The 24,842-nt window shown below is 65.7% G+C and carries 24 protein-coding genes; 8 read left to right on the top strand and 16 right to left on the bottom strand.

Features of this window, described 5'->3' with window-relative positions; all coding sequences use genetic code 11:
- Positions 1 to 46 precede the first annotated feature (46 nt).
- The 7 genes from ACNJYA_RS01505 to ubiE form a co-directional block, all read right to left on the bottom strand.
- Positions 47 to 364 carry a PilZ domain-containing protein gene (locus ACNJYA_RS01505; RefSeq protein ID WP_036009083.1) on the bottom strand — a complete coding sequence of 106 codons (318 nt, stop codon included), beginning with the start codon at positions 362 to 364 and terminating at the stop codon, positions 47 to 49.
- Between the two features lie 86 nt (positions 365 to 450).
- On the bottom strand, positions 451 to 1,968 hold the full coding sequence (gene tsaE / locus ACNJYA_RS01510) for a tRNA (adenosine(37)-N6)-threonylcarbamoyltransferase complex ATPase subunit type 1 TsaE (protein ID WP_439365141.1): 1,518 nt from the start codon (positions 1,966 to 1,968) through the stop codon (positions 451 to 453).
- The gene (locus tag ACNJYA_RS01515) at positions 1,965 to 4,469 is read right to left on the bottom strand and encodes an ATP-binding protein (protein WP_439365142.1); all 2,505 of its coding nucleotides are present in this window, start codon (positions 4,467 to 4,469) and stop codon (positions 1,965 to 1,967) included. The genes tsaE and ACNJYA_RS01515 overlap by 4 nt, the downstream gene beginning before the upstream one ends.
- A gap of 334 nt (positions 4,470 to 4,803) precedes the next feature.
- Positions 4,804 to 5,262: a dUTP diphosphatase gene (dut, locus tag ACNJYA_RS01520; RefSeq protein WP_212257714.1), complete on the bottom strand. Its 459-nt coding sequence runs from the start codon at positions 5,260 to 5,262 to the stop codon at positions 4,804 to 4,806.
- Positions 5,259 to 6,710, bottom strand: coding sequence for a bifunctional phosphopantothenoylcysteine decarboxylase/phosphopantothenate--cysteine ligase CoaBC (gene coaBC / locus ACNJYA_RS01525; RefSeq protein WP_439365143.1), 1,452 nt, complete (start codon positions 6,708 to 6,710; stop codon positions 5,259 to 5,261). Before coaBC ends, dut begins: the two co-directional genes overlap by 4 nt.
- 56 nt (positions 6,711 to 6,766) lie before the next feature.
- The gene (gene ubiB / locus ACNJYA_RS01530) at positions 6,767 to 8,341 is read right to left on the bottom strand and encodes a 2-polyprenylphenol 6-hydroxylase (RefSeq protein ID WP_212257712.1); all 1,575 of its coding nucleotides are present in this window, start codon (positions 8,339 to 8,341) and stop codon (positions 6,767 to 6,769) included.
- Positions 8,338 to 9,099 (bottom strand): bifunctional demethylmenaquinone methyltransferase/2-methoxy-6-polyprenyl-1,4-benzoquinol methylase UbiE, encoded by a 762-nt coding sequence (gene ubiE, locus ACNJYA_RS01535; RefSeq protein ID WP_439365144.1) that lies wholly within the window; start codon positions 9,097 to 9,099, stop codon positions 8,338 to 8,340. Before ubiE ends, ubiB begins: the two co-directional genes overlap by 4 nt.
- A gap of 81 nt (positions 9,100 to 9,180) precedes the next feature.
- On the opposite strand from ubiE, the gene mutM reads away from it, so the two are divergent.
- Entirely contained in the window at positions 9,181 to 10,086 is a 906-nt protein-coding gene (gene mutM / locus ACNJYA_RS01540; protein WP_439365145.1) for a bifunctional DNA-formamidopyrimidine glycosylase/DNA-(apurinic or apyrimidinic site) lyase, read from the top strand.
- Between the two features lie 258 nt (positions 10,087 to 10,344).
- Here the strand turns inward: mutM and ACNJYA_RS01545 are convergent, their stop codons facing one another.
- Together ACNJYA_RS01545 and ACNJYA_RS01550 are read right to left on the bottom strand one after the other, a co-directional pair.
- A complete protein-coding gene (locus ACNJYA_RS01545; protein ID WP_172788585.1) occupies positions 10,345 to 11,088 on the bottom strand; it encodes a ParA family protein in 744 nt (247 codons plus the stop codon).
- A 373-nt stretch (positions 11,089 to 11,461) separates the two neighbouring features.
- Complete coding sequence (locus ACNJYA_RS01550) at positions 11,462 to 12,820, bottom strand: serine protease (protein WP_439401905.1); 1,359 nt, start codon at positions 12,818 to 12,820, stop codon at positions 11,462 to 11,464.
- A gap of 264 nt (positions 12,821 to 13,084) precedes the next feature.
- On the opposite strand from ACNJYA_RS01550, the gene ACNJYA_RS01555 reads away from it, so the two are divergent.
- Complete coding sequence (locus tag ACNJYA_RS01555) at positions 13,085 to 13,888, top strand: HesA/MoeB/ThiF family protein (protein ID WP_439365147.1); 804 nt, start codon at positions 13,085 to 13,087, stop codon at positions 13,886 to 13,888.
- A 16-nt stretch (positions 13,889 to 13,904) separates the two neighbouring features.
- Here ACNJYA_RS01555 and ACNJYA_RS01560 read toward each other — a convergent pair whose 3' ends face one another.
- Positions 13,905 to 14,906, bottom strand: a complete 1,002-nt coding sequence (locus ACNJYA_RS01560; RefSeq protein WP_172788582.1) for a 2-hydroxyacid dehydrogenase — start codon at positions 14,904 to 14,906, stop codon at positions 13,905 to 13,907.
- Positions 14,907 to 15,229: 323 nt separating this feature from the next.
- Here ACNJYA_RS01560 and ACNJYA_RS01565 point away from each other — a divergent pair, with 323 nt between their 5' ends.
- Positions 15,230 to 15,760: an SH3 domain-containing protein gene (locus ACNJYA_RS01565; protein WP_172788581.1), complete on the top strand. Its 531-nt coding sequence runs from the start codon at positions 15,230 to 15,232 to the stop codon at positions 15,758 to 15,760.
- 97 nt (positions 15,761 to 15,857) lie between these two features.
- Here the strand turns inward: ACNJYA_RS01565 and irrA are convergent, their stop codons facing one another.
- Positions 15,858 to 16,346: an iron response transcriptional regulator IrrA gene (irrA, locus tag ACNJYA_RS01570; RefSeq protein ID WP_036009037.1), complete on the bottom strand. Its 489-nt coding sequence runs from the start codon at positions 16,344 to 16,346 to the stop codon at positions 15,858 to 15,860.
- A gap of 354 nt (positions 16,347 to 16,700) precedes the next feature.
- Here irrA and fabA point away from each other — a divergent pair, with 354 nt between their 5' ends.
- The 4 genes from fabA to fabI are packed head-to-tail and all read left to right on the top strand — an operon-like array spanning position 16,701 to position 19,655.
- Entirely contained in the window at positions 16,701 to 17,222 is a 522-nt protein-coding gene (gene fabA / locus ACNJYA_RS01575; protein ID WP_439401906.1) for a bifunctional 3-hydroxydecanoyl-ACP dehydratase/trans-2-decenoyl-ACP isomerase, read from the top strand.
- Between the two features lie 53 nt (positions 17,223 to 17,275).
- Positions 17,276 to 18,499 (top strand): beta-ketoacyl-ACP synthase I, encoded by a 1,224-nt coding sequence (gene fabB, locus ACNJYA_RS01580; RefSeq protein WP_212257706.1) that lies wholly within the window; start codon positions 17,276 to 17,278, stop codon positions 18,497 to 18,499.
- Positions 18,500 to 18,507: 8 nt separating this feature from the next.
- Positions 18,508 to 18,861: a hypothetical protein gene (locus ACNJYA_RS01585; protein ID WP_212257705.1), complete on the top strand. Its 354-nt coding sequence runs from the start codon at positions 18,508 to 18,510 to the stop codon at positions 18,859 to 18,861.
- Positions 18,858 to 19,655: an enoyl-ACP reductase FabI gene (gene fabI, locus ACNJYA_RS01590; protein ID WP_439401907.1), complete on the top strand. Its 798-nt coding sequence runs from the start codon at positions 18,858 to 18,860 to the stop codon at positions 19,653 to 19,655. The genes ACNJYA_RS01585 and fabI overlap by 4 nt, the downstream gene beginning before the upstream one ends.
- A 114-nt stretch (positions 19,656 to 19,769) precedes the next feature.
- On the opposite strand, the gene ACNJYA_RS01595 is transcribed toward fabI, so the two are convergent.
- The 5 genes from ACNJYA_RS01595 to ACNJYA_RS01615 all read right to left on the bottom strand — a co-directional run bounded on the left by ACNJYA_RS01595 (position 19,770) and on the right by ACNJYA_RS01615 (position 22,545).
- Positions 19,770 to 20,366: a glutathione S-transferase family protein gene (locus tag ACNJYA_RS01595; protein WP_439401908.1), complete on the bottom strand. Its 597-nt coding sequence runs from the start codon at positions 20,364 to 20,366 to the stop codon at positions 19,770 to 19,772.
- A gap of 10 nt (positions 20,367 to 20,376) precedes the next feature.
- Positions 20,377 to 20,550, bottom strand: a complete 174-nt coding sequence (locus ACNJYA_RS01600; protein WP_439401909.1) for a hypothetical protein — start codon at positions 20,548 to 20,550, stop codon at positions 20,377 to 20,379.
- Positions 20,550 to 21,029 (bottom strand): hypothetical protein, encoded by a 480-nt coding sequence (locus tag ACNJYA_RS01605; RefSeq protein ID WP_439401910.1) that lies wholly within the window; start codon positions 21,027 to 21,029, stop codon positions 20,550 to 20,552. The genes ACNJYA_RS01600 and ACNJYA_RS01605 overlap by 1 nt, the downstream gene beginning before the upstream one ends.
- A 117-nt stretch (positions 21,030 to 21,146) precedes the next feature.
- Positions 21,147 to 21,611: a GNAT family N-acetyltransferase gene (locus tag ACNJYA_RS01610; protein ID WP_172788575.1), complete on the bottom strand. Its 465-nt coding sequence runs from the start codon at positions 21,609 to 21,611 to the stop codon at positions 21,147 to 21,149.
- Positions 21,612 to 21,618: 7 nt separating this feature from the next.
- Positions 21,619 to 22,545, bottom strand: a complete 927-nt coding sequence (locus ACNJYA_RS01615; RefSeq protein ID WP_172788574.1) for a hydrogen peroxide-inducible genes activator — start codon at positions 22,543 to 22,545, stop codon at positions 21,619 to 21,621.
- A 115-nt stretch (positions 22,546 to 22,660) separates the two neighbouring features.
- On the opposite strand from ACNJYA_RS01615, the gene katG reads away from it, so the two are divergent.
- Entirely contained in the window at positions 22,661 to 24,826 is a 2,166-nt protein-coding gene (gene katG, locus ACNJYA_RS01620; RefSeq protein ID WP_439401911.1) for a catalase/peroxidase HPI, read from the top strand.
- Positions 24,827 to 24,842: the final 16 nt, after the last annotated feature.

The raw sequence follows: 24,842 nt of genomic DNA on the forward strand, positions 1-24,842 counted from the left end.
ACCGCCTTAACCACCCGCCGTGACGGTTGTACGACGGGTGTTGCCGTCACGCCCCAACGGCTGTGGAACGGACCTTCTTCTTCTTGTCGCCCACTTTCAGGAAATTGACGCCGATCTGGTCGCCATTGACCCAGGCCAGTTCGCAACGCCGGTACGCGAGCCCCGTGGACGACAGCAGGAGAAAGAATTCCTTCAAATGCAGGCCTTCGACCGAGCCGTCGATGGTCAGCTTGGCGCCGGTCTCGGAGACGTCCTCCATGGTGCAGTCGCGCCGCCAGGTGCCGTCGATTCCCATCATCTGGGCCGAAAACCCGCGCTCGAAAATAACCCGGCTATTTCCGCGCTGATCCGCTTTCGCTGCCATCTGCCCCGCTCCAGCCCCGTAATTTCCGGCTGCCTCGGCGCCAGAGTAGCGACATCTTGGCTAACGGCCGGTAAATCGGTCCTGAATCAGCCTGGCGGCGGCACGTTGGCGAGATACCAGTCGCGCAGATGGGCGAGCGCGGGATGGGCCAGCGAACGCTGGAGATAGGTCCAGATCCGCGGCTGGTGGCGCAGATAATGCGGCTTGCCGTCGCGGCGGTTGAGCCGGGCGAAGGTGCCGAGCAGGCGCGTGTTCCGCTGCGCCGACATGATCGCGTAGAGCTCGGCGAAGCCGGCGGCGTCGAAGCTCGAATCTTGCGCCCGCCGCGCCTTGATGTAGCGCGACAGCAGCGTCAGCTCGATGCTCTCGGGCACGTCGATGCGGGCGTCCTGGAGCAGCGACACCACGTCGTAGGATTGCGGCCCCAGCACGGTGTCCTGGAAATCGATCACGCCGACGCGTTCGATGCCGCTGTGCTGCCCGAGCCAGATCAGATTGGGCGAGTGATAGTCGCGGATGATCCACGTCTTCGGCGCCGCCAACGGCCCCTTCAGCAATTCGCGCCACATCGCAAAAAATTCCGCGCGCGTCGCCTCGCTCAGCGGCGCGTTGCGATCAGGCAGATACCATTCCGGCATCAATCCGATTTCGATCAGCAGCGCCTCGACGTCGAAGACGGGAATCGCGTAGGTCTGCCCGTGCAGCGGCAGTGTCTCCGGCAGCGCCTTGCCGTGCAGCATCGCCAGCACGTCGGTCGCGGCTTCGTAGCGCTCGAGAATCGGTCGCGGCGGATCGCCCTCGATCACGCCCTCGCTGCCGAAATCCTCGGTGATCAGGAAGCCATGGTCGAGATCGGAATGGTGGATGGCCGGCGCCGAGATTCCCTGCGCGCGCAGACCTTCATCGATGGCGACGAAAGGCTTCACGTTCTCGGCCAGATGCACCGCGGCGCTGTAGGATTTTCCGTCGTAGAGCGCGGCGCCATCGGGGCGCTGCGGAAAGTTCATGAGGATGACGATTTCCTCATCGCGCACGAGCCGCGCATAGGAGCGCGTCGAGGCGTCGCCGGCCATGCGCTTGCGCATCGCATCGATGTAACCGGATGCGTCGAGGAATTCGCGCAGCGCCTTCAGCCGCGCGACTTGCGCGGCGCCCTTGCCATGGCCGGTGATGTCGGCGGCACGTGCGTTCGCGCCCAGCGCCGGCCGGTGCGTCAGCGCGATGTCGATGCGGTCCTCGGGCATTGCCGACGGGGCGCGCTCGGGCCATTCGATCAGCACCAGCGTGGCATCGGGCAGCGGCGACAGCCCGATCTCCTCGAGCTCGCTCTCGTCCTCGACACGGTAGAGATCGGCATGCAGCACCGGGAAGGGCGGCAGCTCGTAGCCCTGCACCAGCGTGAAGGTCGGGCTCGGCACTTCCAGCGCGTCATCGCCGGCGAGATAGCGGATCAGGCTGCGCGCCGCCGCAGTCTTGCCGGCGCCGAGATCGCCGGTGAGGGTGATGACGTCCCCGGGACCGATCAGCAGCGCGAGGTCGGCCATCAATTGCGCCGTGGCCGTCTCGTTGTGAAGCGCGACGGCGAATGTGGTTGTTTCCGTCATTCGGCGGCGTCGCGGTGCGCCGCCTGGTCGGTCGGGAAGTCGCAGATCACGACCGTGCCGCGGCCGACGATCGAATCCACCCGCACCTTGCCGCCATGCAGCTCGACGAAGGAGCGCACCAGCGACAGGCCGAGCCCGGCGCCGCGATGACGCGAGCCCTGCGAGCGGCTTTCGAACCAGTTGAACACCTTGTCCTTCATGTCGGCAGGTATTCCAGGGCCCGAATCTGTCACGGTGAAGACCACGCTGCGGTCGGTGCGCCGGGCGCTGATGCCGACGGTGGAATCCTGTGGAGAAAACCCGACGGCGTTGGCGAGGAGGTTATAGAGCACCTGCACCACGCGCTTCTCGTCGCCGACGAAGCTGCCGACATCGGGCGCGATCTCGACCTTGAGGCGGATGCGGTCGGTGGCGAGCCGGTCCTGGATGCCCTCGGCGGCAAGCTCGATGGCCTTGCTGACATCGACCTGCCCGAGTTCCAGCTTCATCGCGCCGGCGTCGATGGTGGCGAGATCGAGGATGTTGTTGGTGAGCGCGAGCAGCGCGTTGGTCGATTTGGTGACGTAGTCGAGATATTCGGCCTGCTTCGGCGTCAGCGGTCCGGTCGAGGGATCGCTGAGGAAATGCGCAAAGCCGATGATGGTGGTGAGCGGCGAGCGCAGCTCGTAGGAGACGTGGTGGACGAAATCCACCTTCATCTGGTCGGCCGCCTCCAGCGCCTCGTTGCGCTCGCGCAGCGCGCGCTCGACATTCTCGGTGTCGGTGATGTCCTGGAACGTCAGCATGGTGGCGCCGTCGGGCAGCGGCCGGATCATGCCGTCGAGCACGCTGCCGTCCTTGCGTTCCAGCTTCAGCGGCACGTCCGCGCGGTTCTCGATCGAGGTGATGGCCTCGCGGATCTGGCGCCAGACTTGCGGATCGTCGAACAGCTGATGGCACCAGCCTTCCACGGTCTGGATGTGCGGCTCGTCGCGCATGGCATCGCTCGACAGCTTCCACATCCGGACGAAGGCCGGATTGAACAGCTGCGCCTTGCCGTTGCTGCCGAACACCGCGACGCCTTCGGCGAGACTGTCCAGCGTCTCGCGCTGGACGCGGATCAGGCCGTCGAAGCGGCGGGCGAGGTCGAGGCTTTCGGTGACGTCGTCGAACAGATAGGTCACACCGCCCTCGGGGTTCGGCGTGGTGACGACCGAGAGCGCGCGGCCGTCGGGCAGGAACCAGGTGTCCTTGGCCGTCTCGACCGCGCGATAGGCCTCGTGCAGCTTGGCTTTCCAGGCGCGGAAATCCGGCTGCTCCGGCAGCTTGCGCGCGGCGCGGAGCTGGTCGAGCACGCTGGAATCGTCCGGATGGGCGTCGAGGAAGTTGCGATCGAGATCCCACAGCCGGCGATAGGAATCGTTGTAGAAGGCAAGGCGCCGCTGGCCGTCGAACACGGCAACGCCGGAGGAGAGCTGGTCGAGCGTGCGGCGGTGCGCCTCCGCCATGCGCACCAGCGCCGAGCTCAGCGCATCCGCCTCGCTGGCATCGATGGCGACGCCGACGCTGCCGCTGCCGACATTGACGGCGCGCACGTCGTAGATGCGCCGCTCGCCGCCGACCACGATCGGCAGCCGCGAGGTGAAATTGGCGGCGTCCTTCAGCCCTCGCTCCATCGCGGTGCGGTCGGCGCTGTCGAGCAGCTCGAGCTTGCGCTCCTGGGCATCGATGGCGCTGGTCGCCTCGGTGGCGCGCACATAGGCCGGGTTGGCGTAGGTCAGCGCGCCGTTCTCCCCCTTTGCCCAGATCGGCCACGGCGCGGCCGCGGCAAAGCCGCGAAGCATCTCGGTCTCGTCGGAGAGTGCCTTGTAACGCAGATGGGTCTCGGCGAGATCGCGGCGCAGTCCGGACAGCTCGCGAATGCGGACGATGGCCTGGCCGCCGATGGCGCGCCCGATCGCTTCCAGCATATGGCCTTGCGCGGTGGTCAGCGTCAGCTGGAACCCGTCGCCGCGCTCGCGCAATGCGTCGACCGCATGGTCCATCTGCAGCGCCGGTTCCGGCGGCAGCCAGGTTCCGAACGCCAGCACGCGCTGCGGCGAGGAATCGCGCGGCAGCACCAACGCGATGTCGCCGGAAATCTGCGCGCGGTTGTCGCCGGCCGGCCACGAGATCAGGATCTGCGGCTCGGCGAACAGCAGCGCGCCGAAGCGGTCGGCCTGGAGCTGAAGTTCCCCGATCCGGGCGCGCAGCCGCGCCTCGTTCGTCGCCGTGCGCACCCGCGTGCGCATCAACAGGATCGCGGCCACCACCGAAAAGCCGAGCAGGGCCAGCGCGGTGGCGAGCACCGCGAGTTCCTGCCGGTTCAAATCCATCACGAGGGAAAGGGTGTCGATGAGGTCGGCGGCCTTTGCCGGCGCAGCCGGCAGCAGCGCTGCGAGAGCGCCTCCCACCAAGCCGTTGCGCGCCAGCGATGTGCACGACAGCAGCGTCCGACGCATCGACACGATCACGCCTGACATAGTTGCCCCAAGACCGCACGAATTGACGCGCGGCGACCCCCGTCGCGCGCGAATCAAAAGACAATACCCTCACCGCGACTCCGCCGGTAAGAGTCCAGATCGTGAACGCAAAGGCGGGTCCCAAAAAAGTGCCCCGCGCGTTGTTCCGGCTCACGTGATTCTGCGGATGATTCGGCTGGGATTGCCGTGCGTTACCGTGTCATGCGGATTGCCTGCCACGATGGCGGTGCGCTCCCTCCCCCCTTGCGGGGGAGGGCTGGGGAGAGGGTGTCTCCGCAACGGGACATCCCCAAGAGGATAGAGCCCTCACCCGCAAGCGGGAGAGGCAAGAAAGCTAGCGCCCGGTCGAGCCGAAGCCGCCGGCGCCGCGATCGGTCGCGGACAAGGTGGCGACGGGAACCAGCGCGGCCTGCAGCACCGGCGCGATCACCATCTGGGCGATGCGTTCGCCGCGCTTGATCACGAAGGGCGTGGTGCCGTGATTGATCAAGATCACCTTGATCTCGCCGCGGTAGTCCGCATCGATCGTGCCCGGCGAATTCAGCACGGTGACTCCGTGCTTGGCCGCCAGCCCCGAACGCGGCCGCACCTGTGCCTCGTGCCCGGGCGGCAAGGCGATCGCGAGGCCGGTCGGCACCAGAGCGTATTGGCCTGGTGCGAGCGTCATGGGCTCGTTGTCCGGCACCGCGGCCATCAGATCGAGGCCGGCGGCCTCGCTGGTCTGATAGGCCGGCAGCGGCAGCCCTTCAGCGTGGGCGAGGCGTTGCAGCTCGACGGTAACCTTCGTGCTCAAGATGCCGACTCCAGGGATTTGCCGGTCACGCTTTTCGCGATCTGCGCGACCAGTTCGATGGCGACCTGTTCCTTGGTCATCGCCGGCCAGGAATCAACTGCAATCTCGCCGTCCTGCGCGCCGTTCTTGCGGCTGAGCAGGTGGACCGTGTTGCGGTCGCCGCCCATCACCCCGGTGGCGGGCGAGACGTCGTTGGCGACGATCCAGTCGCAGCCCTTGCGCGCGAATTTTGCCTTGGCGTTGTCGATGAGGTGCTCGGTCTCGGCGGCAAAGCCGATCACGAGCCTCGGGCGCTTGTCGGTGAGCTTGGAGATCGTGGCGAGGATGTCGGGGTTCTCGACGAGCTGAAGCGGCGGCATGCCGGCTGCCGTCTTCTTCAGCTTCTGCTCGCCCTCATTGGCGACGCGCCAATCGGCGACCGCGGCGGCGAAGATCGCGACGTCGGTGGGAAGCGCGGCCTCGACCTGCTCCAGCATCTGCCGCGCCGATTCGACGTGTTTCACTGTCACGCCCGGGGGATCGTCGAGGTCGACCGGACCGCTCACCAGAGTAACCTCGGCGCCCGCGGCCTGCGCGGCGGCGGCAATGGCAAAGCCCTGCTTGCCGGAGGAGCGGTTGGCGATGTAGCGCACCGGGTCGATCGCCTCGTGAGTGGGACCTGCGGTGATCAGCACGCGCTTGCCGGCGAGCGGCTTCGGCATCGGCGGCCGCAGCAGCCGTTCGGCGGCATTGGCGATCTCGATGGCTTCCGACATGCGGCCCGTTCCGGCTTCGCCGGCTTCGGCCATCTCGCCCGCGTTCGGGCCGATCAGCACCACGCCGTCGCGCTGGAGCTGGGCGACGTTGCGGCGCGTCGCCGCGTTGCTCCACATCAGCGGATTCATCGCCGGCGCCAGCAGCACCTTGCGGTTGGTCGCAAGCAGGATGGCGCTGGCGAGATCGTCGGCATGACCGTTCGCCATCTTCGCCAGCAGGTCGGCGGTGGCCGGCGCCACCACGATCAGGTCGCAATCGCGCGCGAGGCGAATATGGCCGGCGTCGAACTCGCTCTGCGGGTCGAACAAATCCGTGTAGACGCGCTCATGCGAGAGTGCGCTCGCGGCCAGCGGCGTCACGAATTGCTGCGCCGCCTTGGTCAGCACGCAGCGCACCTCGATGCGGCGCTCCTTCAACCTTCGGATCAGGTCGAGCGATTTATAAGCCGCGATCCCGCCGCCGATGATCAGGGTGACGCTGGCCTCGGGAAGGGCGCCGGTGCGCTGAGGCGTGGGGGCGGCGGACGCGGCCGGCGGCACCGCAAACGGCGTCAGCGGCTCCTCGCGGCCCTCGATCAGCTCCCGCAGGATGACCCGGACCTCCTCCTCGACCGACCTGTGGTTCTTGGCCGAACGCAGCCGCAGATAGGTTTTGACGGCGTCGTCGAGCTTGCGGATGGTCAGGCTTGCCATGACGCCCTCCGTCAGGGAATGATAGCGATGCTATCATCCGCGTGATTGCAGTGCAATCATAGATTCCGGACGGCGATCAGAATCCCGATGAAGGTCGCGGCGATGATCCAGAGCGCCACGGTGCGCCAGCGGTTCTTGCGGCCCTCGCTGCGCCCCATGGCCGCGATACTCTCGGGCGACAGCCTGATGCCCTCCCGCGTCATGGTCTCGAGCTGCTCGAGAACCTTCACCGACCGCTCGGCGATCTCCGGCATGCGCATCAAGACGCGCGCGATGTCGCCGGTCCCGGCAAGTGCGCCCTGCACCCGGCCGATCGGCCCGAGATTGCGCTCGATCCATTCGCGAACCACGGGGTCGGCAACCCTCCAGATGTCGAGCTTGGGATCGAAGCCGCGCGCCACGCCCTCGACCACCACCATGGTCTTCTGCAGCAGGATCAGCTCGGGCCGCGTCGTCATGTCGAACAGGCCGGTGACCTCGAGCAGCAGCGTGAGCAACCGCGCCATCGAGATCTCCTCGGCGGTGCGATTGTGGATCGGCTCGCCGATGGCGCGGATGGCTTGCGCAAAATTCTCGACCGAATGGTGCGCGGGCACATAGCCGGCCTCGAAATGCACCTCGGCGACGCGGCGATAATCGCGGGTGATGAAGCCGAGCAGGATCTCGGCGAGGAAGCGCCGCTCTTTCATGCCGAGCCGGCCCATGATGCCGAAATCGACCGCGACGAGGCGGCCGGCCTCATCCAGGAACAGATTGCCGGGATGCATGTCGGCGTGGAAGAAGCCGTCGCGCAGCGCGTGGCGCAGGAAGCTCTGGATCACCTTGCGGCCGAGATCGGGCAGATCGACCTGCGCCTCCGCGAGGCGCTTGTGATCGTTCAGCGCGATGCCGTCGATCCACTCCATCGTCAGCACGTTATGCGTGGTGCGGTCCCAGTCGACGGCGGGCACGCGGAAATCGGGATCGTCGCGCGTGTTCTCCGCCATCTCCGACAGCGCGGCAGCCTCTAACCGCAGGTCCATCTCCATCGCGACCGAGCGCGACATGGTGTTGATGACCTCGATCAGGCGCAGGCGCCGCGCCTCGGCCGAATAGGCCTCGGCCTTGTGCGCGACGAAGAAGAAATCCGAGAGATCGCGGCGGAAGCGTGCCGCGACGTTGGGCCTCAGCACCTTGATCGCGACGGGTCTGCGGATGCCGTCGCGCAACACCTCGCCGCGATGCACCTGCGCGATCGAGGCCGCCGCGACCGGCGGGCCGAAGCTCACGAAGACGTCCGTCAGCGGCCGCTCCAACGAGATCGCGATCGTGGCCTTGGCTTCCTCCTGCGGGAACGGCGGCAGGCGGTCCTGCAGGCTTTCGAGATCGCGCGCCATGATGACGCCGACCACGTCGGGACGCGTGGCCAGGAATTGGCCGAGCTTGAGATAGGCCGGGCCCATCCGCGTCAGCGCGCGCGAGATCCGCGGGCCGTGCTTGGCGCCGCGGCGCTCAATGAGGCGCGCCAGCTTCAGCGCGAGCTGTCCCGGCGGCGGCACCAGGCTCGGATCGACCGCGCCGAACACGCCTTCGCGCGCAAACACGAGCGCGGCGCGGATCAGGCGCGCAATGTGGGTGACGGCAGAGATCACAAACGCCAGCCCGAATGCAGTGCGACGATGCCGCCGGAGAGCGTCTGCCAGCTGACGCGGGCAAAGCCGGCCTCGCGGATCATGTCGGCGAAGGCGGCGGGCTTTGGAAACTTGCGGATGGACTCGACGAGATATTGATACGATTCGGCGTCGCCCGTGACCATGCGCCCGAGCGGCGGGATCACCTTGAACGAGAACAGATCATAGAGCTTGTCCAGCCCCGGCATCTCGACGGTGGAGAATTCCAGGCACAGGAAGCGGCTGCCGGGCCTCAGCACGCGATAGGCCTCGCGCAGCGCAAGATCGATCCGTGGCACGTTGCGGATGCCGAATGCGATCGTATAGCCGTCGAAGCTGCGATCGGCAAACCCGAGCGATTCGGCATTGCCTTCGACGAAAGCGACCTGGGTGTCGAGATGGCGCTTGGCGGCGCGCTCCCGCCCCACAGCCAGCATGTCCGAATTGATGTCGCACACCGTGGCGTGGAAGCCGGGGCCGGCTGCCTTGGCGGCACGGAACGAGATGTCGCCGGTGCCGCCGGCGACGTCGAGCAGCGCGAACGCCCGGTCGCTCCTGGGCGGATCCAGCGCGGTGATCATGATGTCCTTCCAGACCCGGTGCAGGCCACCGGACATCAGGTCGTTCATCAGGTCATAGCGCGACGCCACGCTGTGAAACACATCGTTCACCAGCGTCTGCTTGTCCCCGAGGGGAACGTCCCTGAAGCCAAAATGCGTGGTTTCGCCCGGCCGATCCATTACTCTACTCCACAGGGCGGACCATAGCCTGCCCGCCGCAATGGCGCTATCACACCGCCCTCATAAGGTGAATGCCTGACCATGCCTGAATTGCCCGAAGTCGAGACCGTCCGCCGCGGCCTTCAGCCCGTGATGGAGGGTGCGAAAATCCTCAATGCGGAGGCCCGCCGGCCGGATTTACGCTTTCCGTTCCAGCCCGATTTCGTGGCCCGGCTCAAGGGGCAGGTCGTCACGGGGCTCGGGCGCCGGGCAAAATATCTCATGGCCGATCTCGCCTCCGGCGACGTGCTCTTGATGCATCTGGGCATGTCGGGCTCGTTCCGCGTCATCAAGCCGGACGACGAGGCTCAGCCCGGCGAGTTTCACTATCCGAAGGCCAAGGACTCCGCGCACGATCACGTGCTGTTTCGGATGTCCTCAGGCGCCGACATCGTCTTCAACGATCCGCGCCGCTTCGGCTACATGAAAGTGATCGCGCGCAACGCGCTCGAAGACGAGCCGCTGCTGCGCGGCCTCGGCCCCGAGCCGCTCGGCAATGAATTCGACGCGGCGATGCTGGCGCGCTCTTGCCACGGCAAGACCACCAGCCTGAAGGCCGCGCTGCTCGACCAGCGCGTGGTGGCCGGGCTCGGAAACATCTATGTCTGCGAGGCGCTGCACCGCTCGCATCTGTCGCCGCGGCGCATTGCTGCGACGCTGTCGACCAAGGCCGGACAACGTAAGGGCGTTGCCGGGGGCGAGCCGACGGATCATGCCAAGAGACTGGTCGGTGCGATCCACACCGTGCTGAACGACGCGATCAAGGCCGGCGGCTCCAGCTTGCGCGATCACCGCCAGACCACGGGTGAGCTCGGCTATTTCCAGCACTCGTTCAAGGTCTACGACCGCGAAGGCGAAACATGCACGACGCCGCGCTGCGGCGGCACGATCAAGCGGTTCGTGCAGAACGGCCGCTCGACCTTCTGGTGCCCGAAATGTCAGAAGTGATATCAATCGCAGCCAAAAGGCTGTGAGTCTCTGCAAGACGACGATCCCACCACGCCGACATTGCGAGCGCAGCGAAGCAATCCAGAATCCCTCCGCGGCGACAATCTGGATTGCTTCGCTGCGCTCGCAATGACGCGTGGAGAGAGCTTCCCTCAGAGCGCGAGGCGAAGCAATCCGGCCGTGGCCGGACTGCTTCGTCGCTTGGGCTCTTTCAGCGGATGGCGAAGCGCCCGATTGTCGCCCGAGCGATCGCCCCGCTCAGGACGCCAGTGTCGTGGTCTCGTCCGCCGCAAGCTCGCTGGCGACGTGCAGCATGCCGTGGGCAGCCGAGATGACCTGGTCGATCAGGACATCGGTGGTGGCTTCAAGCTCGAGCCGAGTCTCGATCCAGCGCCAGAGGCCGCGGATCTCGTCCGCCGATTTGCCGTTCGGCGCGAATTCGCTCACGGCAAGGCCGCTGGCGAGTGCGTCCTGGTGATCGTTGCGCATCACGATCAGCGGACGCGCGAGCACCTCAGCAAGGTCGAGCGCGGCTTCCTCGGCGAGCGCGGTCGCGGCGTTGTCGATGCGCTGGCCGCGGATCGGCGTCTGGTTCAGCACGAAGCTGTAGGGCCGCTTCCAGGCGCGGGCGACGCTGAGCGTCGAGACGGTCGCCTCGATGTCGGCGACGCTGGGACGGGCCGGGATCAGGCAGAGGTCGGAATGGCGGATCGCGGCGGTGGTGGCGGCGCTGAGGCCGGCCGCGGTGTCGACGATCGCGAGCTGGAGGCCGCTATCGGCCAGCATCTTCAGGCGCGGCGCGATATCGGCTGCGTGATAGATCGGCTCGACGACGAGATCGTCGGTAGAGCGGCGGCGCTGCCAGTTGGAGAGGGTGCCCTGCGGGTCGGTCTCGATCAGGCGGACGGTGAAGCCGGCCTGCTTGGCGGCCAGCGCGAGGCCGATGGCGAGCGTGCTCTTGCCGCTGCCGCCCTTTTGGGTGGCCAGTACGATCGTATGCATTGAAGATCAATCCTTTGGAGTGCTGGGTCAGGGATACGCCACGCGAACGTGCATCGCTTCTGGATGCTGAGCGCTTCTCGCTCAGGACGTGCCGGCCCGATCCAAAGGGGATCGCGGAGGTCCGAATCAACGGTAAGGATGATGGCGGAATCGCGAATTCCAGCGAATCCGTACCACTACCGGCTCCGTAGTCGTACGTAAGCGCATGGGCAACCGTGCCCCGGACAAAGCGCAGCGCGAAAGCGATGCACTGCAGAGCCGGGGCCCAGAGGGCAACAAGCGCGACTGTTGCTGATATGGGTCCCGGCTCAGCGGAGCGGCATTGCATGCCGCATCGCGTCCGGGACACGCGAGAGTAGTGCGCTCGCGCGGCCTACTTCCGCACGCAGATGACGCGCACGACGGAAGCCTTGGCGTCCGCCGACGCGCCATTCGCCGCGACCCCGTTCGCCTTCAGGAATCCGCGCACCGCCTCTGCCGAGACCATCAAAGCCTGTGACGCCGGTACCGATGTCGCAGGCCCTGCGACCATGGCCGGCTTCAGCAGCGCGATGCCGGCGAACCTGCCGTCGGCGTCGACGGCCGGGCTGCCGGAGAAGCCAACCGCCGGCGGCGGCGAGAGCGCGGAATTGCTGCCCGTCACCGGCGCCAGCGCGGCCTTGAGGCTCGACACGCCGGCCGCGCCGCCCTGGCTTTGCGGATCGGCGATGCCGACGACATCGACATTGGTCTTCACGGCCCCGCCGGCGAGGCTGAGCGGTCGCAACCCGCGCGCGCCGTAGATGTGCAGCAGCGCCAGATCATGCTCCTTGTCCTCGGCGAGACGGTCGGCGCTGCCATGGCCCGCGATCGTGATCGCAAGGCAGCCGTCGGTGACGAGGCGGTCGGTGACAATCGCGCCGTCCTCGCTGACGACGATGCCGGTGCCGTATTCGACGGTCTTGCGCGGCGGCGGCCCGGCCAGTGGTCCCGACGGAAACGCGTTGAACGCGCTCGACATCGCGATCACGACCGGCTCGACAGTATTCTCTGTCGCCTGGTCGTAGAGGATCGTCATGGTGCGGACCTCGTCGCCCCTAAAGGTGCCGCGGACGTAGAATTTCTTCAGGCCCTGCAAGCCCGACAGCACGAAGAAGTCGGGCTTCACCACGGTGTAATCGACCTTGCGCCCGGACGGCTCCTTCTCGAGCTCGGCGAGCTTTGCAGAGGTCGGGTTCGCCTCCTTGCGGCGGCTGAGAACCACCTGCACCGTCCCTGTCGGCGAGGTCCATTTCGAGCCATTGGCGTCGCTTGCCTGCTGCGGCACCAGCTTGCCGGGAATGCCGAGCCGGGCGCCGCTGGTCGGCTCCGTCACGATCTTCCAGCCGACGCTCTCCTGCTTCTTTCGCGCCGTCTCGGCGAGCGCGGCGCGCTCCTGCGGATTGAGCACGCCAGTCGGCTTGCCGCCCTTGGTCTTCTGGTATTCCTTGATGGCGTTGACCATGCGCTCGCTGACGTCGCCGGTGATGGCGCCGTTATACTGGCCGACCCAGGCGAGGTCGGACTGGAGCGCCAGCCGCTCCGCCTTTGCCATGGCATCGGCGGTCGCCGACGGCGTCTGCATTGCGGGAGGCTGGATCGGGACGGTCTGGACCGTTTTCGGCTTGGTGCCGGCGACTTGCGACGTGGTCATCTGGGCATGCGCGCCCGTGGCGGCTGCAAACACCAAGGTTGCCGCAAGCATCGATCTCATGACAAATCCAGCCAGCCCATTGAACGTCAAGACATTGAAAAGCATGCCATTGAAGCACATCTCGTTGGTCGCGAACAACGTAGCGGTGGTTCAGGCCCAAGGTCGAGCCGTGTACACAGGTCCTCATCCTGAGGAGCGGCCTCAAGGCCGCGTCTCGAAGGATGGCCCCAGGTGAGATCGGGGCCTTCATGGTTCGAGACGCGCGTTCCGCGCTCCTCACCATGAGGATCGAAAGCGAGCGCTTGCTAGGAGAGGCGTACGACGATGCTGAGCCCGGACGAACTCGAACGCTATGCCCGCCACATCGTGTTGCGCGACGTCGGCGGTCCCGGCCAGGCGGCGCTGAAGCGGGCCTCGGTGCTGGTGATTGGCGCCGGCGGGCTCGGCGCGCCCGCCTTGATGTATCTGGCCGCCGCCGGCGTCGGCACGCTCGGCGTTGTCGACGACGACGTGGTGTCGCTGTCCAACCTGCAGCGCCAGGTGATCCACACGACGCCCGACATCGGCCGGCACAAGGTCGAGAGCGCGGCCGAGCGGATCGCGGCGCTCAATCCACACGTCCGCTTCGTCGGTCACGCCACCTGGCTCAACGCCGACAATGCGCTCGGCCTGATCGGCGATTACGATCTCGTGCTCGACGGCTCCGACAATTTCTCGACGCGTTATCTCGTCTCCGACGCCTGCTTCTTCGCCAAGCGGCCGCTGATCACCGCGGCGCTCGGCACCTTCGACGGCTCGCTCACCACCATCCGTGCCCACGAGACCAACGAGCAGGGCGAGTTCAACCCGACCTATCGCTGCCTGTTTCCCGAAGCGCCGCCGCCCGGCACCGTGCCCGCCTGTGCGGAAGCCGGCGTCATGGGCGCGCTCGCCGGCGTGCTCGGCTCGATGATGGCACTCGAAGCAATCCGCGAGATCGTCGGCTTTGGTGACGGCCTGGTCGGCCGCCTCCTGATGATCGACGCGCGCGCGATGCGTTTCGAGACGCTGCGCTATGCGCGCGATCCCGCCAATCCGCTCAACGGCGATGGGCCTGTGATCACCGATCTCAGCGCCCATCGCACCTGATTGCGGCCGTTACGCCTTACAGCATGCTCGGCAGCACGCGATCCGGCGGCTTGTGGGCGTCGAGGAAGGTGCGGATGTTGATGATCACCTTCTCGCCCATCTCGACGCGGCCTTCGATCGTGGCCGAGCCCATATGCGGCAGCAGCGTCACCTTGCCGGCCTTGGCGAGCCGCACCAGCTTCGGGTTGACCGCGGGTTCGTGCTCGTAGACGTCGAGGCCGGCGCCGCCGATCTCGCCACCCTCGATCAGCTTGATCAGCGTGTCCTCGTCGGTGACCTCGCCGCGCGCAGTGTTGACGATATAGGCGTCCTTGCGGATCAGCTTCAGCCGCCGCGCCGAGAGCAGGTGATAGGTCGCCGGCGTGTGCGGACAGTTCACCGAGATGATGTCCATCCGCGCCAGCATCTGGTCGAGGCTTTCCCAATAGGTCGCGCCAAGCTCCTCGGCGATCACGGGGGCGACGGGACGGCGGTTGTGATAGTGGATCTGCAGGCCGAAGGCCCGGGCGCGGCGCGCCACCGCCTGGCCGATGCGGCCCATGCCGATGATGCCGAGGCGTTTGCCCCCGATGCGGTGGCCGAGCATCCAGGTCGGCGACCAGCCGGCCCAGGGCTTGCCGTCGGTCAGGATCGAGGCGCCTTCGATCATTCGCCGGGGCACCGCCAGGATCAGCGCCATGGTCATGTCGGCGGTGTCTTCGGTCAGGACCTTCGGCGTGTTGGTGACGGTGATGCCGCGGGCATGGGCGGCTGTGACGTCGATATTGTCGACGCCGTTGCCGAAATTGGCGATCAGGCGGAGCTTGCAGTCGGGCTGATTCACGACCTCGGCGCTGATATGGTCGGTCACGGTCGGAACCAGCACGTCGGCGGTGCGGGCGGCTTCCGCGATCTGCTCGGGCGACATCGGCGTGTCGTCGAGATTGATCCGCGCGTCGAACAGCTCGCGCATCCGCGTCTCGATCGAATCCGGCAGCTTGCGCGTCACCACGACGAGGGGCTTTTTCTTCACCGACATGTCCTGCTCTCATGAGACATCGCAGGCCGCCTCTGTCGCCAAAGGCCGGTCGTTGAGGCCTCATTAACCCGGTTGTTCGACACTGCCCTTGCCGTGTCCGTCCCCGGCGTTTCCTCCAAGCTCACCCGACATTTCCGGCCGGAAAATCGGGGCCAATTGGTTGCTCAAGTGCCCGTTCTCTCTAGCAGAAGGCCGGGCCAAGACAAGAACCACGGCTTAGGGCTTGGAACCCGCGTGGGGCGGGGACAAGGGGCAGGCGCGGCAGGGTTTTTGGAATTTGGGGTGAGGGCCCGGTCTGCCGGGTCTTCGAAGGAGACGGGTTGATGGCGTTGGGGCGTTTTTGTGCGGTGATGGCGCTCGTTTGCACCTGGTTGAGCGCCTCGGTCGGCCCCTCGCATGCGGCGAAGGACAATACTCCGCAGACCGCCAGCGGCCTGCCGGTGCCGCGCTATGTCAGCCTCAAATCGGATCACGTGAACGTCCGCGCCGGCCCGACCAAGGACAATGACGTCGCCTGGGTCTACACCCGCGCCGGCCTGCCGGTCGAAATTACCGCCGAGTTCGAAAATTGGCGCCGGGTGCGCGATTCCGAAGGCGCCGAGGGCTGGGTCTATCACTCGCTGTTGTCGGGCCGTCGCACCGCGGTCGTCACCATGAAGCACAAGGACGATCTCGCGCCGATCTATGACCGGCCCGATCCCGACAGCGCGGTTGCGGCCAAGCTGCAGGCCGGCGTCGTCACCCAGGTCAAGAAATGCGCCGCAGGCTGGTGCCGCGTCATCGGCAATGGCTTCGACGGCTGGATCCAGCAGGAGCGCCTCTGGGGCGTCTATTCGGACGAGCAGGTCAATTGACGCCGATCGGCGTCATCCCGGGATGGAATGACGGGCAAAATGACAATGGCCGGAACAAGCCCGGCCATGACGATCGCATCAGCAATCTCGGATTAGCTCAGCGCTTTTTGCGCAGGCGCACGACCATGTCGATGCGGGAGATCTCGTAGCCCTCGGGCACCTCGGGCATCTTGGACAGCGCCAGATGCGGATCCTCGATGTCGACCAGCTCGTGGCTGTTCTCGAGATAATAGTGGTGGTGAGTGGTGACGTTGGTGTCGAAATAGGTCTTGGTGCCGTCGACGCTGACCTGGCGGAGCAGGCCGGCATCGGTGAGCTGGTTCAGCGTGTTGTAGACGGTCGCCAGCGACACCGGGACCTTGGCGAGCGTCGCTTCCTCGTACAGCATTTCAGCCGTGAGGTGGCGTGCGCCCTTTCCGAACAGCAGCCAGCCCAGCGCCATGCGCTGGCGCGTCGGCCGCAACCCCGCGGACTGCAGCATTTCGTTGACGTCGTGCCAGGGACAGCCGGTCAGGGCCGGCTGGCGGCCGGACAGGAGGGCCGCGGCATGGTCGTCGTCGTGTTGGGACGCGGTATTCTCGTTCATTTCCAAGATTTCGGGCACGCGTGAACAATATCTCTCTGTAATATAAGAACAGAAAGATGCAGATGCAAGTTTCTCGCAACTAGAGCTGTTCTAATCAGGCTTGGAACCGCCTGGGGATCGCGTCATTTTACCTTCATGGATGCGCTTTGCCACCCGAAATGGCCTGTGTTAGAGAGCGCGCGGTTCCGCTTAGCCGATTTTGGCGCAACCGGGCATGGAAGCCCGGTCGGCAGTCCATCCGAAGCTTGCGCAGGTCGCGGCCGGCGGTGGCAATTGGTGTTGCTCTCCGATCGAGGCGGGGCCCATTTTCGCCAAGATACGCCGCTCAATCGGGATTTGAACAGAGGCTCGTGAATGCTGAACAGGCGCAACGGTTACGACTACGAGGATCTGCTGGCCTGTGCCCGCGGCGAGATGTTCGGCCCGGGCAATGCCCAGCTGCCGCTGCCGCCGATGCTGATGTTCGACCGCATCACTGACATCAACGACAATGGCGGTGAGTTCGGCAAGGGCCTGGTGCGCGCTGAGCTCGACGTGAAGTCCGATCTCTGGTTCTTCGGCTGCCACTTCAAGAACGATCCTGTCATGCCCGGCTGCCTCGGCCTCGATGCGCTGTGGCAGATGGTCGGCTTTTACCTTGGCTGGAGCGGGGGCGAAGGCCGCGGCCGGGCCCTTGGTCTGAGCGAGCTCAAGTTCAGCGGCCAGGTGCTGCCGGAAGCGCGCAAGGTTGTGTACAACATCGATATCAAGCGCGTGATGCGTTCGAAGCTCGTGCTCGGCATCGCCGACGGGTGGCTTTCGGTCGATGACCAGATTATCTATCGCGCCAAGGATCTGAAGGTCGGCCTGTTCAAGCAGGGCACGAGCCTGGGCTGAGCGCATCACCGAGAAGACAACGAGCAGAAGACAACGATTGAGGCGAGGCTGTCATGAGGCGGGTTGTGGTCACCGGGATGGGCATCGTCTCGTCGATCGGAAACAACACCCAGGAAGTGCTTGCGAGCCTTCACGAGGCGAAGTCGGGCATTTCGCGGGCTGAGAAATATGCCGAGCTCGGCTTCCGTTCGCAGGTGCAAGGCGAGCCGACGCTCGATCCTTCGACGGTGGTCGACCGCCGCGCGATGCGCTTCCTCGGCCAGGGCGCGGCGTGGAATCACATCGCGATGGAGCAGGCGATCCAGGATTCCGGCCTGTCGCCTGACGAAGTCTCCAACATCCGCACCGGCATCATCATGGGCTCCGGCGGCCCCTCGGCGCGCACCATCGTCGAAGCCGCCGACATCACCCGCTCCAAGGGCCCGAAGCGCGTCGGCCCGTTTGCGGTGCCGAAGGCGATGTCCTCCACGGCGTCTGCGACGCTTGCGACCTGGTTCAAGATCAAGGGCGTGAACTATTCGATCTCCTCGGCCTGCGCGACCTCGAACCATTGCGTCGGCAATGCCTATGAGACCATCCAGATCGGCAAGCAGGACGTCATCTTCGCCGGCGGCTGCGAGGAGCTGGACTGGTCGCTGTCGGTGCTGTTCGACGCCATGGGCGCGATGTCCTCGAAGTACAACGACACGCCGGCCACGGCCTCGCGGCCCTACGATCTCAATCGCGACGGCTTCGTCATCGCCGGCGGCGCCGGCGTCCTGGTGTTGGAAGAGCTCGAGCATGCCAAGGCGCGCGGCGCGCGCATCTATGGCGAGGTCGTCGGCTATGGCGCGACCTCGGACGGCCACGACATGGTGGCGCCGTCGGGCGAAGGCGCCGAGCGCTGCATGCGCATGGCGATGTCGACGGTGAAGACCAAGGTCGACTACATCAACCCGCACGCGACCTCGACGCCGGCCGGCGACCCGCCGGAGATCGAGGCGATCCGAAATGTGTTCGGCGTCGGCGAGAAGTGCCCGCCGATCTCGGCGACCAAGGCGCTGACCGGCCACTCGCTGGGCGCCACCGGCGTGCAGGAAGCGATCTATTCGCTGCTGATGATGAACAACGGCTTCATCTGCGAGAGCGCGCACATCCAGGAGCTCGATCCCGTGTTCGCCGACATGCCGATCGTGCGCAAGCGCATCGACAACGCCAGGATCGGCACCGTGCTGTCGAACTCGTTCGGCTTCGGCGGCACCAACGCCACGCTGGTGTTCAGCCGGCTGGACGTGTGAGTTCTACCTTGCCGACTCCGGCGGAAGGACCAGACGAGATCAACTGGCACGACGGGGTTCTCGTTGACCTTCGAATTTCGGGGTTTGCCGAGGGCGAGCAGGAATTCACCCTTATCGTCGATCTGTATCCGGACGCTGACGTGCACGCGCCGCGACGCCGATACCGCTGCATTGGAACGAACGTTTCCCGTTTCGTCATGAGCGGCGATATCGGGCGACTTCTGAAGAATCGATCCAGCGGGAATATCGATCTGTTGCGCATGGAATATACGGCCGATACAGAAATCCTTGTTGTCTGCCTGTTTGGTGGAACAATCGAAGTTGAAGCCAGATCTTTCCGACTCATGGAATCCACCACATGACTTCGTTGATGAAAGGCAAGCGCGGTCTGATCATGGGCATCGCCAATGATCATTCCATCGCCTGGGGCATGGCGCGGACGCTGCATGCCCATGGCGCCGAGCTTGCCTTCACCTTCCAGGGCGAGGCGCTCGGCAAGCGCGTCAAGCCGCTGGCGGAGCAGCTCGGCGTCGATCTGGTGCTGCCTTGCGACGTCGAGGACATCGCCAGCGTCGACGCCACTTTCGCGGCGCTCCGCGAAAAATGGGGCAAGCTCGACTTCGTCATCCACGCCATCGGCTTTGCCGACAAGAACGAGCTGAAGGGCCGCTACGCCGACACCAGCCGCGAGAACTTTTCGCGCACCATGGTGATCTCGTGCTTCTCGTTCACGGAGGTCGCAAAGCGCGCCGCCGAGCTGATGACGGAAGGCGGCAGCATGATCACGCTGACCTTCGGTGCCTCGGAGCGCGCGATGCCGAACTACAACGTGATGGGCGTCGCCAAGGCGGCGCTGGAAGCTTCCGTGCGCTATCTCGCCGCCGATTTCGGACCACGCGGCATCCGGGTCAATGCGATCTCCGCCGGCCCCATCCGCACGCTCGCCGGCTCCGGCATCGGCGAGGCGCGGGCGATGTTCGGCTTCATGCAGAAGCACGCGCCGCTCCGCCGCGGCGTCACGCTCGACGAGCTCGGCGGTTCGGCGCTGTATCTGTTGTCGGATCTCTCCGGCGGCGTGACCGGCGAGATTCATTATGTGGATTCCGGCTACAACGTCATCCTGATGCCGCGGCCGGATGATTTGAAGGCGGAATAGGGCGACCCTGCCGTAGGGTGGGCAAAGGAGCGCAAGCGACGTGCCCACGATCTCTCGACAAATCGCGATCAAACGGTGGGCACGCTTCGCTTTGCCCACCCTACGAGAGCCTGCTTATCCCGCCGCGATTGTCTCCGCGCGCTGAAACGCCGGCCGCGCCGTGCAGCGCGCGAGATAAGCGTCGAAGGCCGGGCGCGACGGCACCATCTTGAACCGGCGTACCGCGTAATTCAGGCCCGAGCCGATCACGACGTCGGCGGCGGAAAATTCCTCGCCGAGAAGCCACGGGCCCTTGGCGAGCGCGGCGTCCAGTACGTCAAACACCTGCGTCGCGCTGCCCCAGGCCGCAGTCGAGGTCGGGATCTCGATCTTGGTGAAGATCTGGATGATGGCCGGCTCGATGCAGCCCGGTGAAAAGAACAGCCATTGCAGATAGCGCGCGCGGCGCGGATCGGTCACGGCGGGCGCGAGCTTCGTCTCGGGATAGCGGTCGCCGATATAGGCGCAGATGGCCGCGGCTTCGGCGAGCGCAGCATCGCCGTCGGTCAGCGCCGGCACCTTGCCCATCGGATTGATCTTCAAATAATCCGGCGCTTTCTGCGCGCCGGTCGTGATGTCGGTCAGCACGCGCTCATAGGGCAGGCCGCTCTCCTCCATCAGCCAGAGCGTCGTGAACGAGCGCGAGCGGGGCGACCAGTAGAGCTTGATCATGGCGCGGACCTCATTGCTGGAGCAGTCCTGGTAATGTCCGGTCGAGGCTTGTCGTCAATAAGGCACGGACACCGTCCCGCAGCTTTGCGTTGGCCGCCACCTCGGCGGGAGCCGATGGAAAGGCCGCCTCGTCCATCTCCTTGTTGGGACCACTGATCGGGTTGATCCCGATCAGGCGGGACATCATCGGCTGAAGCGGTTCTGGTATCGCTCGACCAGGACATAGCGTTGGCACTTGGTGGTGGCAGCGCTCTGCTGCACGAACTCCTGTCGTTCCGGGTTCCGACGCAGCATCGGCGATCCCGATTCCACGGCATGCGCAAAAGCAGCGGGCGAATACGCAATTCGCCTGACCGACTTTCCGGCTGCGGCGGCACGAAGCCGCGACAGGATGAGATCGTCCAGCCCCCAGCTGTCGACCGGCACGGGTGTGTACTCGTTGCCGAACATGGTGAAGCCGACCTGCTGAACGCCGAAACGATTGGCCGCCGCGGCCAGGAGACCGATCTCGCATGGGCCAGCGTCTGCAGCGCCCGCCTGCTTGGGATTCGGTGTGCCTTTCGGAGTTGCGCCCTTGGCTGCGCGCGTCGTTGGCGCAGCCGATGGCGGTGCAGGCTGCGCCGCGGCGACACTGACGAGGCCAAACAGGGAGAGCGCGGTCAAACAGATGCGAAACATGGAATCGGCGGGCGGGGATCACGGCTTGGAGATGTCCGATCAGGACTTGAGATAAGTCTTAGAGCGAGCCGATGACAGCCGCAAGGTGAGGGTCTCGGCGCGCTACGCGTCGATGGTCCTTCGATTCCACCGATAGTACTTCATCACGAACCCGTTCGACGGCTCGATCTCTTCCTTCTCGAACACAAAGCCTTCGCGCTCGTACCAGCGCCAGGCCTTTTCGTTCTCGCGCACACAGCGCAGATGCATCTCGTCGGGCATTTGCGTGCGCGTGAAGGCGAGCAATTGCCGGCCGAGCGATTGGCCTTGATAGGCCGGCGCGACGAACAGCATGTCGAGATAGAGCTTGGGCAGATGCAGCGCCAGCATCGCAGCGATCGTGCCACGGTCATCGGCGACGAACAGGCTCCAGCCGTCCGCGATCTCGCGCCTGATGCGCGCACGCAAGTTCGCCAGCAGGAAGTCGCTGGCTTCGGCAAGCCCGGTTGAGACCCAGCTCTCCATCCAGACGCGGCCGATCTCGTCGTACTCCTCCGGGCGAGCGGGGCGGATGATCGGATGCGACATCCGCCGGTCAAGCCTTCTGGCTGCGCAGGGATTGCCGCGCGCGCACCTTGCCGGCCGACAGGCACACCACTTCGGAAATCTGCAGCAGCTGCCGCGCCAGCGGGCTGGTCTTGCGCCAGACCATGCCGATGGTGCGCGACGGCTCGGGGTCGCGGAAGCGCGCCAGCGAGACCGAGGCGGAGCGCGTCTCCACCGGCACCGCCATCTCCGGGATCAGGGTGACGCCGATGCCGGCGCTGACCATCTGCACCAGCGTCGACAGCGAGTTCGCATCCAGCATCTCGCGCGGCGGTGCGGACTGCATGTTGCAGAAGGAGAGTGCCTGGTCGCGGAAGCAGTGCCCCTCCTCGAGCAGCAGAAGCCGCATCTCGCGCATCATCTCGCGCGACGGCACCGGTGTGCCTTCATCGGCGCCCGGCCGCACCAGCAGAAACTTCTCCTCGAACAGCGCGACCTCGGTGAGCGAGGGCTCCGACACCGGCAGCGCCACGATGGCGGTGTCGAGCCGGCCCTCCACCAGTTCCTGGATCAGCCGCGGCGTCATGGTCTCGCGCACGCGGATGTCGAGTTCCGGATGCATGCGCGTGAGATTCTTGGTGATCTTGGGAAGTAGGTAAGGCGCGATGGTCGGGATCATGCCGATGCGCAGGCGGCCGGCGAAGCGGTCTTGCGATGCGCGCGCAAAATCGCCGAGCTCGTCGACCGAGCGCAGGATGTCGCGGACCCGTTGCGCCAGCTCCTCGCCGAACCGGGTCAGCGCGACCTGTCGCGCGCTGCGCTCCAGCAGCAGGCCGCCCAGCGCCTCCTCGAGTTCCTTGATCTGCATCGACAGGGCCGGCTGCGAGATCGAGCAGGACTCGGCCGCGCGGCCGAAATGGCCGTGACGGGCCAGCGCATCGAAATAGCGGAGCTGGCGCAGCGTCAGATTGATCATCAGAAAATCCTATCGCAGCGATCACTAAAGTCAACTTCCCCTGATAGGACGCGGCGCTTAGAGTGGTTCTACCTGGTTCAAGGGCGCGAGTTCGACGCCGCCAGAGGAGGTATTCATGGACGACACTTCGAAGTGCCCGTTTTCGGGCGGAAAACCCACGCGCGTGAACCGCGACTGGTGGCCGACGCAGCTCAACATCGAGGTGCTGCACAAGAATTCCGATCTGTCCGACCCGATGGGCAAGGAATTCGACTACGCCAAGGAGTTCAAGTCACTCGACTTGAACGCGGTCATCAAGGACCTCACGGCCCTGATGACGGATTCGCAGGAATGGTGGCCCGCCGACTTCGGTCATTACGGCGGCCTGATGATCCGCATGGCCTGGCACAGCGCGGGCACCTACCGCATCACCGACGGCCGCGGTGGCGCCGGGGCCGGTCAGCAGCGTTTCGCTCCGCTCAACAGCTGGCCCGACAACGCCAACCTCGACAAGGCCCGCCGTCTGCTGTGGCCGATCAAGCAGAAATACGGCCGCAAGATTTCCTGGGCCGATCTGATGGTGCTCGCCGGCAACGTCGCGCTGGAATCGATGGGCTTCAAGACCTTCGGTTTCGCCGGCGGCCGCGCCGACGTCTGGGAGCCGGAAGAGCTCTATTGGGGTCCGGAAGGCACCTGGCTCGGCGATGAGCGCTACAGCGGCGAACGCCAGCTCGCCGAGCCGCTCGGCGCCGTGCAGATGGGCCTCATCTACGTCAATCCGGAAGGCCCGAACGGCAAGCCGGATCCGGTCGCCGCGGCCAAGGACATCCGCGAGACCTTCTTCCGCATGGCGATGAACGACGAGGAGACCGTCGCGCTGATCGCCGGCGGCCACACCTTCGGCAAGACCCATGGCGCGGGCGATCCGTCGCTGGTCGGCCCGGAGCCGGAAGCCGGCGCGCTGGAAGATCAGGGCCTCGGCTGGAAGAGCAAGCACGCATCGGGCCTGGCTGGCGATTCCATCACCAGCGGCCTCGAAGTGACCTGGACGCAGACGCCGACGAAGTGGAGCAACAACTTCTTCGAGAACCTGTTCAAGTACGAATGGGAGCTGACGAAGAGCCCGGGCGGTGCGAACCAGTGGACGGCCAAGGGTGCCGACGCGATCATTCCTGACGCCTTCGACAAGTCGAAGAAGCATCGCCCGACGATGCTGACGACCGACCTCTCGCTACGCTTCGATCCCGCCTACGAGAAGATCTCGCGGCGCTTCCTGGAGCACCCGGATCAGTTCGCGGACGCCTTCGCCCGCGCCTGGTTCAAGCTCACCCACCGCGACATGGGTCCGATCCAGCGCTATCTCGGCCCGCTTGTGCCGAAGGAGACGCTGATCTGGCAGGATCCGATTCCGGCCTTGAACCACGAGGTGGTCGGTGAGCAGGACATCGCTTCGCTGAAGAGCAAGATCCTGGCTTCGGGTCTGTCGGTCTCCGAGCTGGTCTCGACCGCCTGGGCGTCGGCCTCGACGTTCCGCGGCTCGGACAAGCGCGGTGGCGCCAACGGCGCACGCATCCGCCTTGCTCCGCAGAAGGAGTGGGAGGTGAACGACCCGGCCCAGCTCGCCAAGGTGCTCGGCAAGCTCGAAGCGATCCAGAAGGACTTCAACGCTTCGTCAGGCGCGAAGAAGGTCTCGCTCGCGGATCTCATCGTGCTCGGCGGCACCGCCGCGGTCGAAAAGGCCGCCAAGGATGCCGGCGTCGACGTCAAGGTCGGCTTCACGCCGGGCCGCATGGATGCCTCCCAGGAGCAGACGGACGCGGCCTCGTTCGCGCCGCTGGAGCCGCGCGCCGATGGTTTCCGCAACTACATCGGCAAGCGGCATCAGTTCATGCAGCAGGAGGAAGCTCTCATCGATCGCGCGCAGCTCTTGAGGCTCACCGGCCCCGAGATGACGGTGCTGGTCGGCGGCCTGCGTGTGCTCGGCGCCAACGCGAATGGCTCGAAGCACGGCGTGTTCACCACCAAGGTGGGAACGCTGAGCAACGACTTCTTCGTCAACCTGCTCGACATGAGCGCGCAGTGGACGCCCGCTGCCGACGGCACCTACGAGGCACGCGACCGCAAGACCAATGCGGTGAAGTGGACCGGCACCCGCGCCGATCTCATCTTCGGCGCGCACTCGCAGCTCCGTGCCTTCGCCGAGGTCTATGCGACCTCGGACGCCAAGGAGAAGTTCGCCAAGGACTTCGCCAAGGCCTGGACCAAGGTGATGAACCTCGACCGGTTCGATATTGCGGCGTGAGTGTGACACCTCTCCC

The organism is Bradyrhizobium sp. BLXBL-01 (assembly GCF_051853025.1).
Classification (GTDB): Bacteria; Pseudomonadota; Alphaproteobacteria; order Rhizobiales; family Xanthobacteraceae; genus Bradyrhizobium.

Bases quoted from the DNA above. Each gene is read 5' to 3' on its own strand.
- ACNJYA_RS01505 (WP_036009083.1), bottom strand. From the start codon at position 364: ATGGCAGCGAAAGCGGATCAGCGCGGAAATAGCCGGGTTATTTTCGAG.
- tsaE (WP_439365141.1), bottom strand. From the start codon at position 1,968: ATGACGGAAACAACCACATTCGCCGTCGCGCTTCACAACGAGACGGCC.
- ACNJYA_RS01515 (WP_439365142.1), bottom strand. From the start codon at position 4,469: ATGTCAGGCGTGATCGTGTCGATGCGTCGGACGCTGCTGTCGTGCACA.
- coaBC (WP_439365143.1), bottom strand. From the start codon at position 6,710: ATGGCAAGCCTGACCATCCGCAAGCTCGACGACGCCGTCAAAACCTAT.
- ubiE (WP_439365144.1), bottom strand. From the start codon at position 9,099: ATGGATCGGCCGGGCGAAACCACGCATTTTGGCTTCAGGGACGTTCCC.
- mutM (WP_439365145.1), top strand. From the start codon at position 9,181: ATGCCTGAATTGCCCGAAGTCGAGACCGTCCGCCGCGGCCTTCAGCCC.
- ACNJYA_RS01545 (WP_172788585.1), bottom strand. From the start codon at position 11,088: ATGCATACGATCGTACTGGCCACCCAAAAGGGCGGCAGCGGCAAGAGC.
- ACNJYA_RS01550 (WP_439401905.1), bottom strand. From the start codon at position 12,820: ATGAGATCGATGCTTGCGGCAACCTTGGTGTTTGCAGCCGCCACGGGC.
- ACNJYA_RS01555 (WP_439365147.1), top strand. From the start codon at position 13,085: ATGCTGAGCCCGGACGAACTCGAACGCTATGCCCGCCACATCGTGTTG.
- ACNJYA_RS01560 (WP_172788582.1), bottom strand. From the start codon at position 14,906: ATGTCGGTGAAGAAAAAGCCCCTCGTCGTGGTGACGCGCAAGCTGCCG.
- ACNJYA_RS01565 (WP_172788581.1), top strand. From the start codon at position 15,230: ATGGCGTTGGGGCGTTTTTGTGCGGTGATGGCGCTCGTTTGCACCTGG.
- irrA (WP_036009037.1), bottom strand. From the start codon at position 16,346: ATGAACGAGAATACCGCGTCCCAACACGACGACGACCATGCCGCGGCC.
- fabA (WP_439401906.1), top strand. From the start codon at position 16,701: ATGCTGAACAGGCGCAACGGTTACGACTACGAGGATCTGCTGGCCTGT.
- fabB (WP_212257706.1), top strand. From the start codon at position 17,276: ATGAGGCGGGTTGTGGTCACCGGGATGGGCATCGTCTCGTCGATCGGA.
- fabI (WP_439401907.1), top strand. From the start codon at position 18,858: ATGACTTCGTTGATGAAAGGCAAGCGCGGTCTGATCATGGGCATCGCC.
- ACNJYA_RS01595 (WP_439401908.1), bottom strand. From the start codon at position 20,366: ATGATCAAGCTCTACTGGTCGCCCCGCTCGCGCTCGTTCACGACGCTC.
- ACNJYA_RS01600 (WP_439401909.1), bottom strand. From the start codon at position 20,550: ATGTCCCGCCTGATCGGGATCAACCCGATCAGTGGTCCCAACAAGGAG.
- ACNJYA_RS01610 (WP_172788575.1), bottom strand. From the start codon at position 21,611: ATGTCGCATCCGATCATCCGCCCCGCTCGCCCGGAGGAGTACGACGAG.
- ACNJYA_RS01615 (WP_172788574.1), bottom strand. From the start codon at position 22,545: ATGATCAATCTGACGCTGCGCCAGCTCCGCTATTTCGATGCGCTGGCC.
- katG (WP_439401911.1), top strand. From the start codon at position 22,661: ATGGACGACACTTCGAAGTGCCCGTTTTCGGGCGGAAAACCCACGCGC.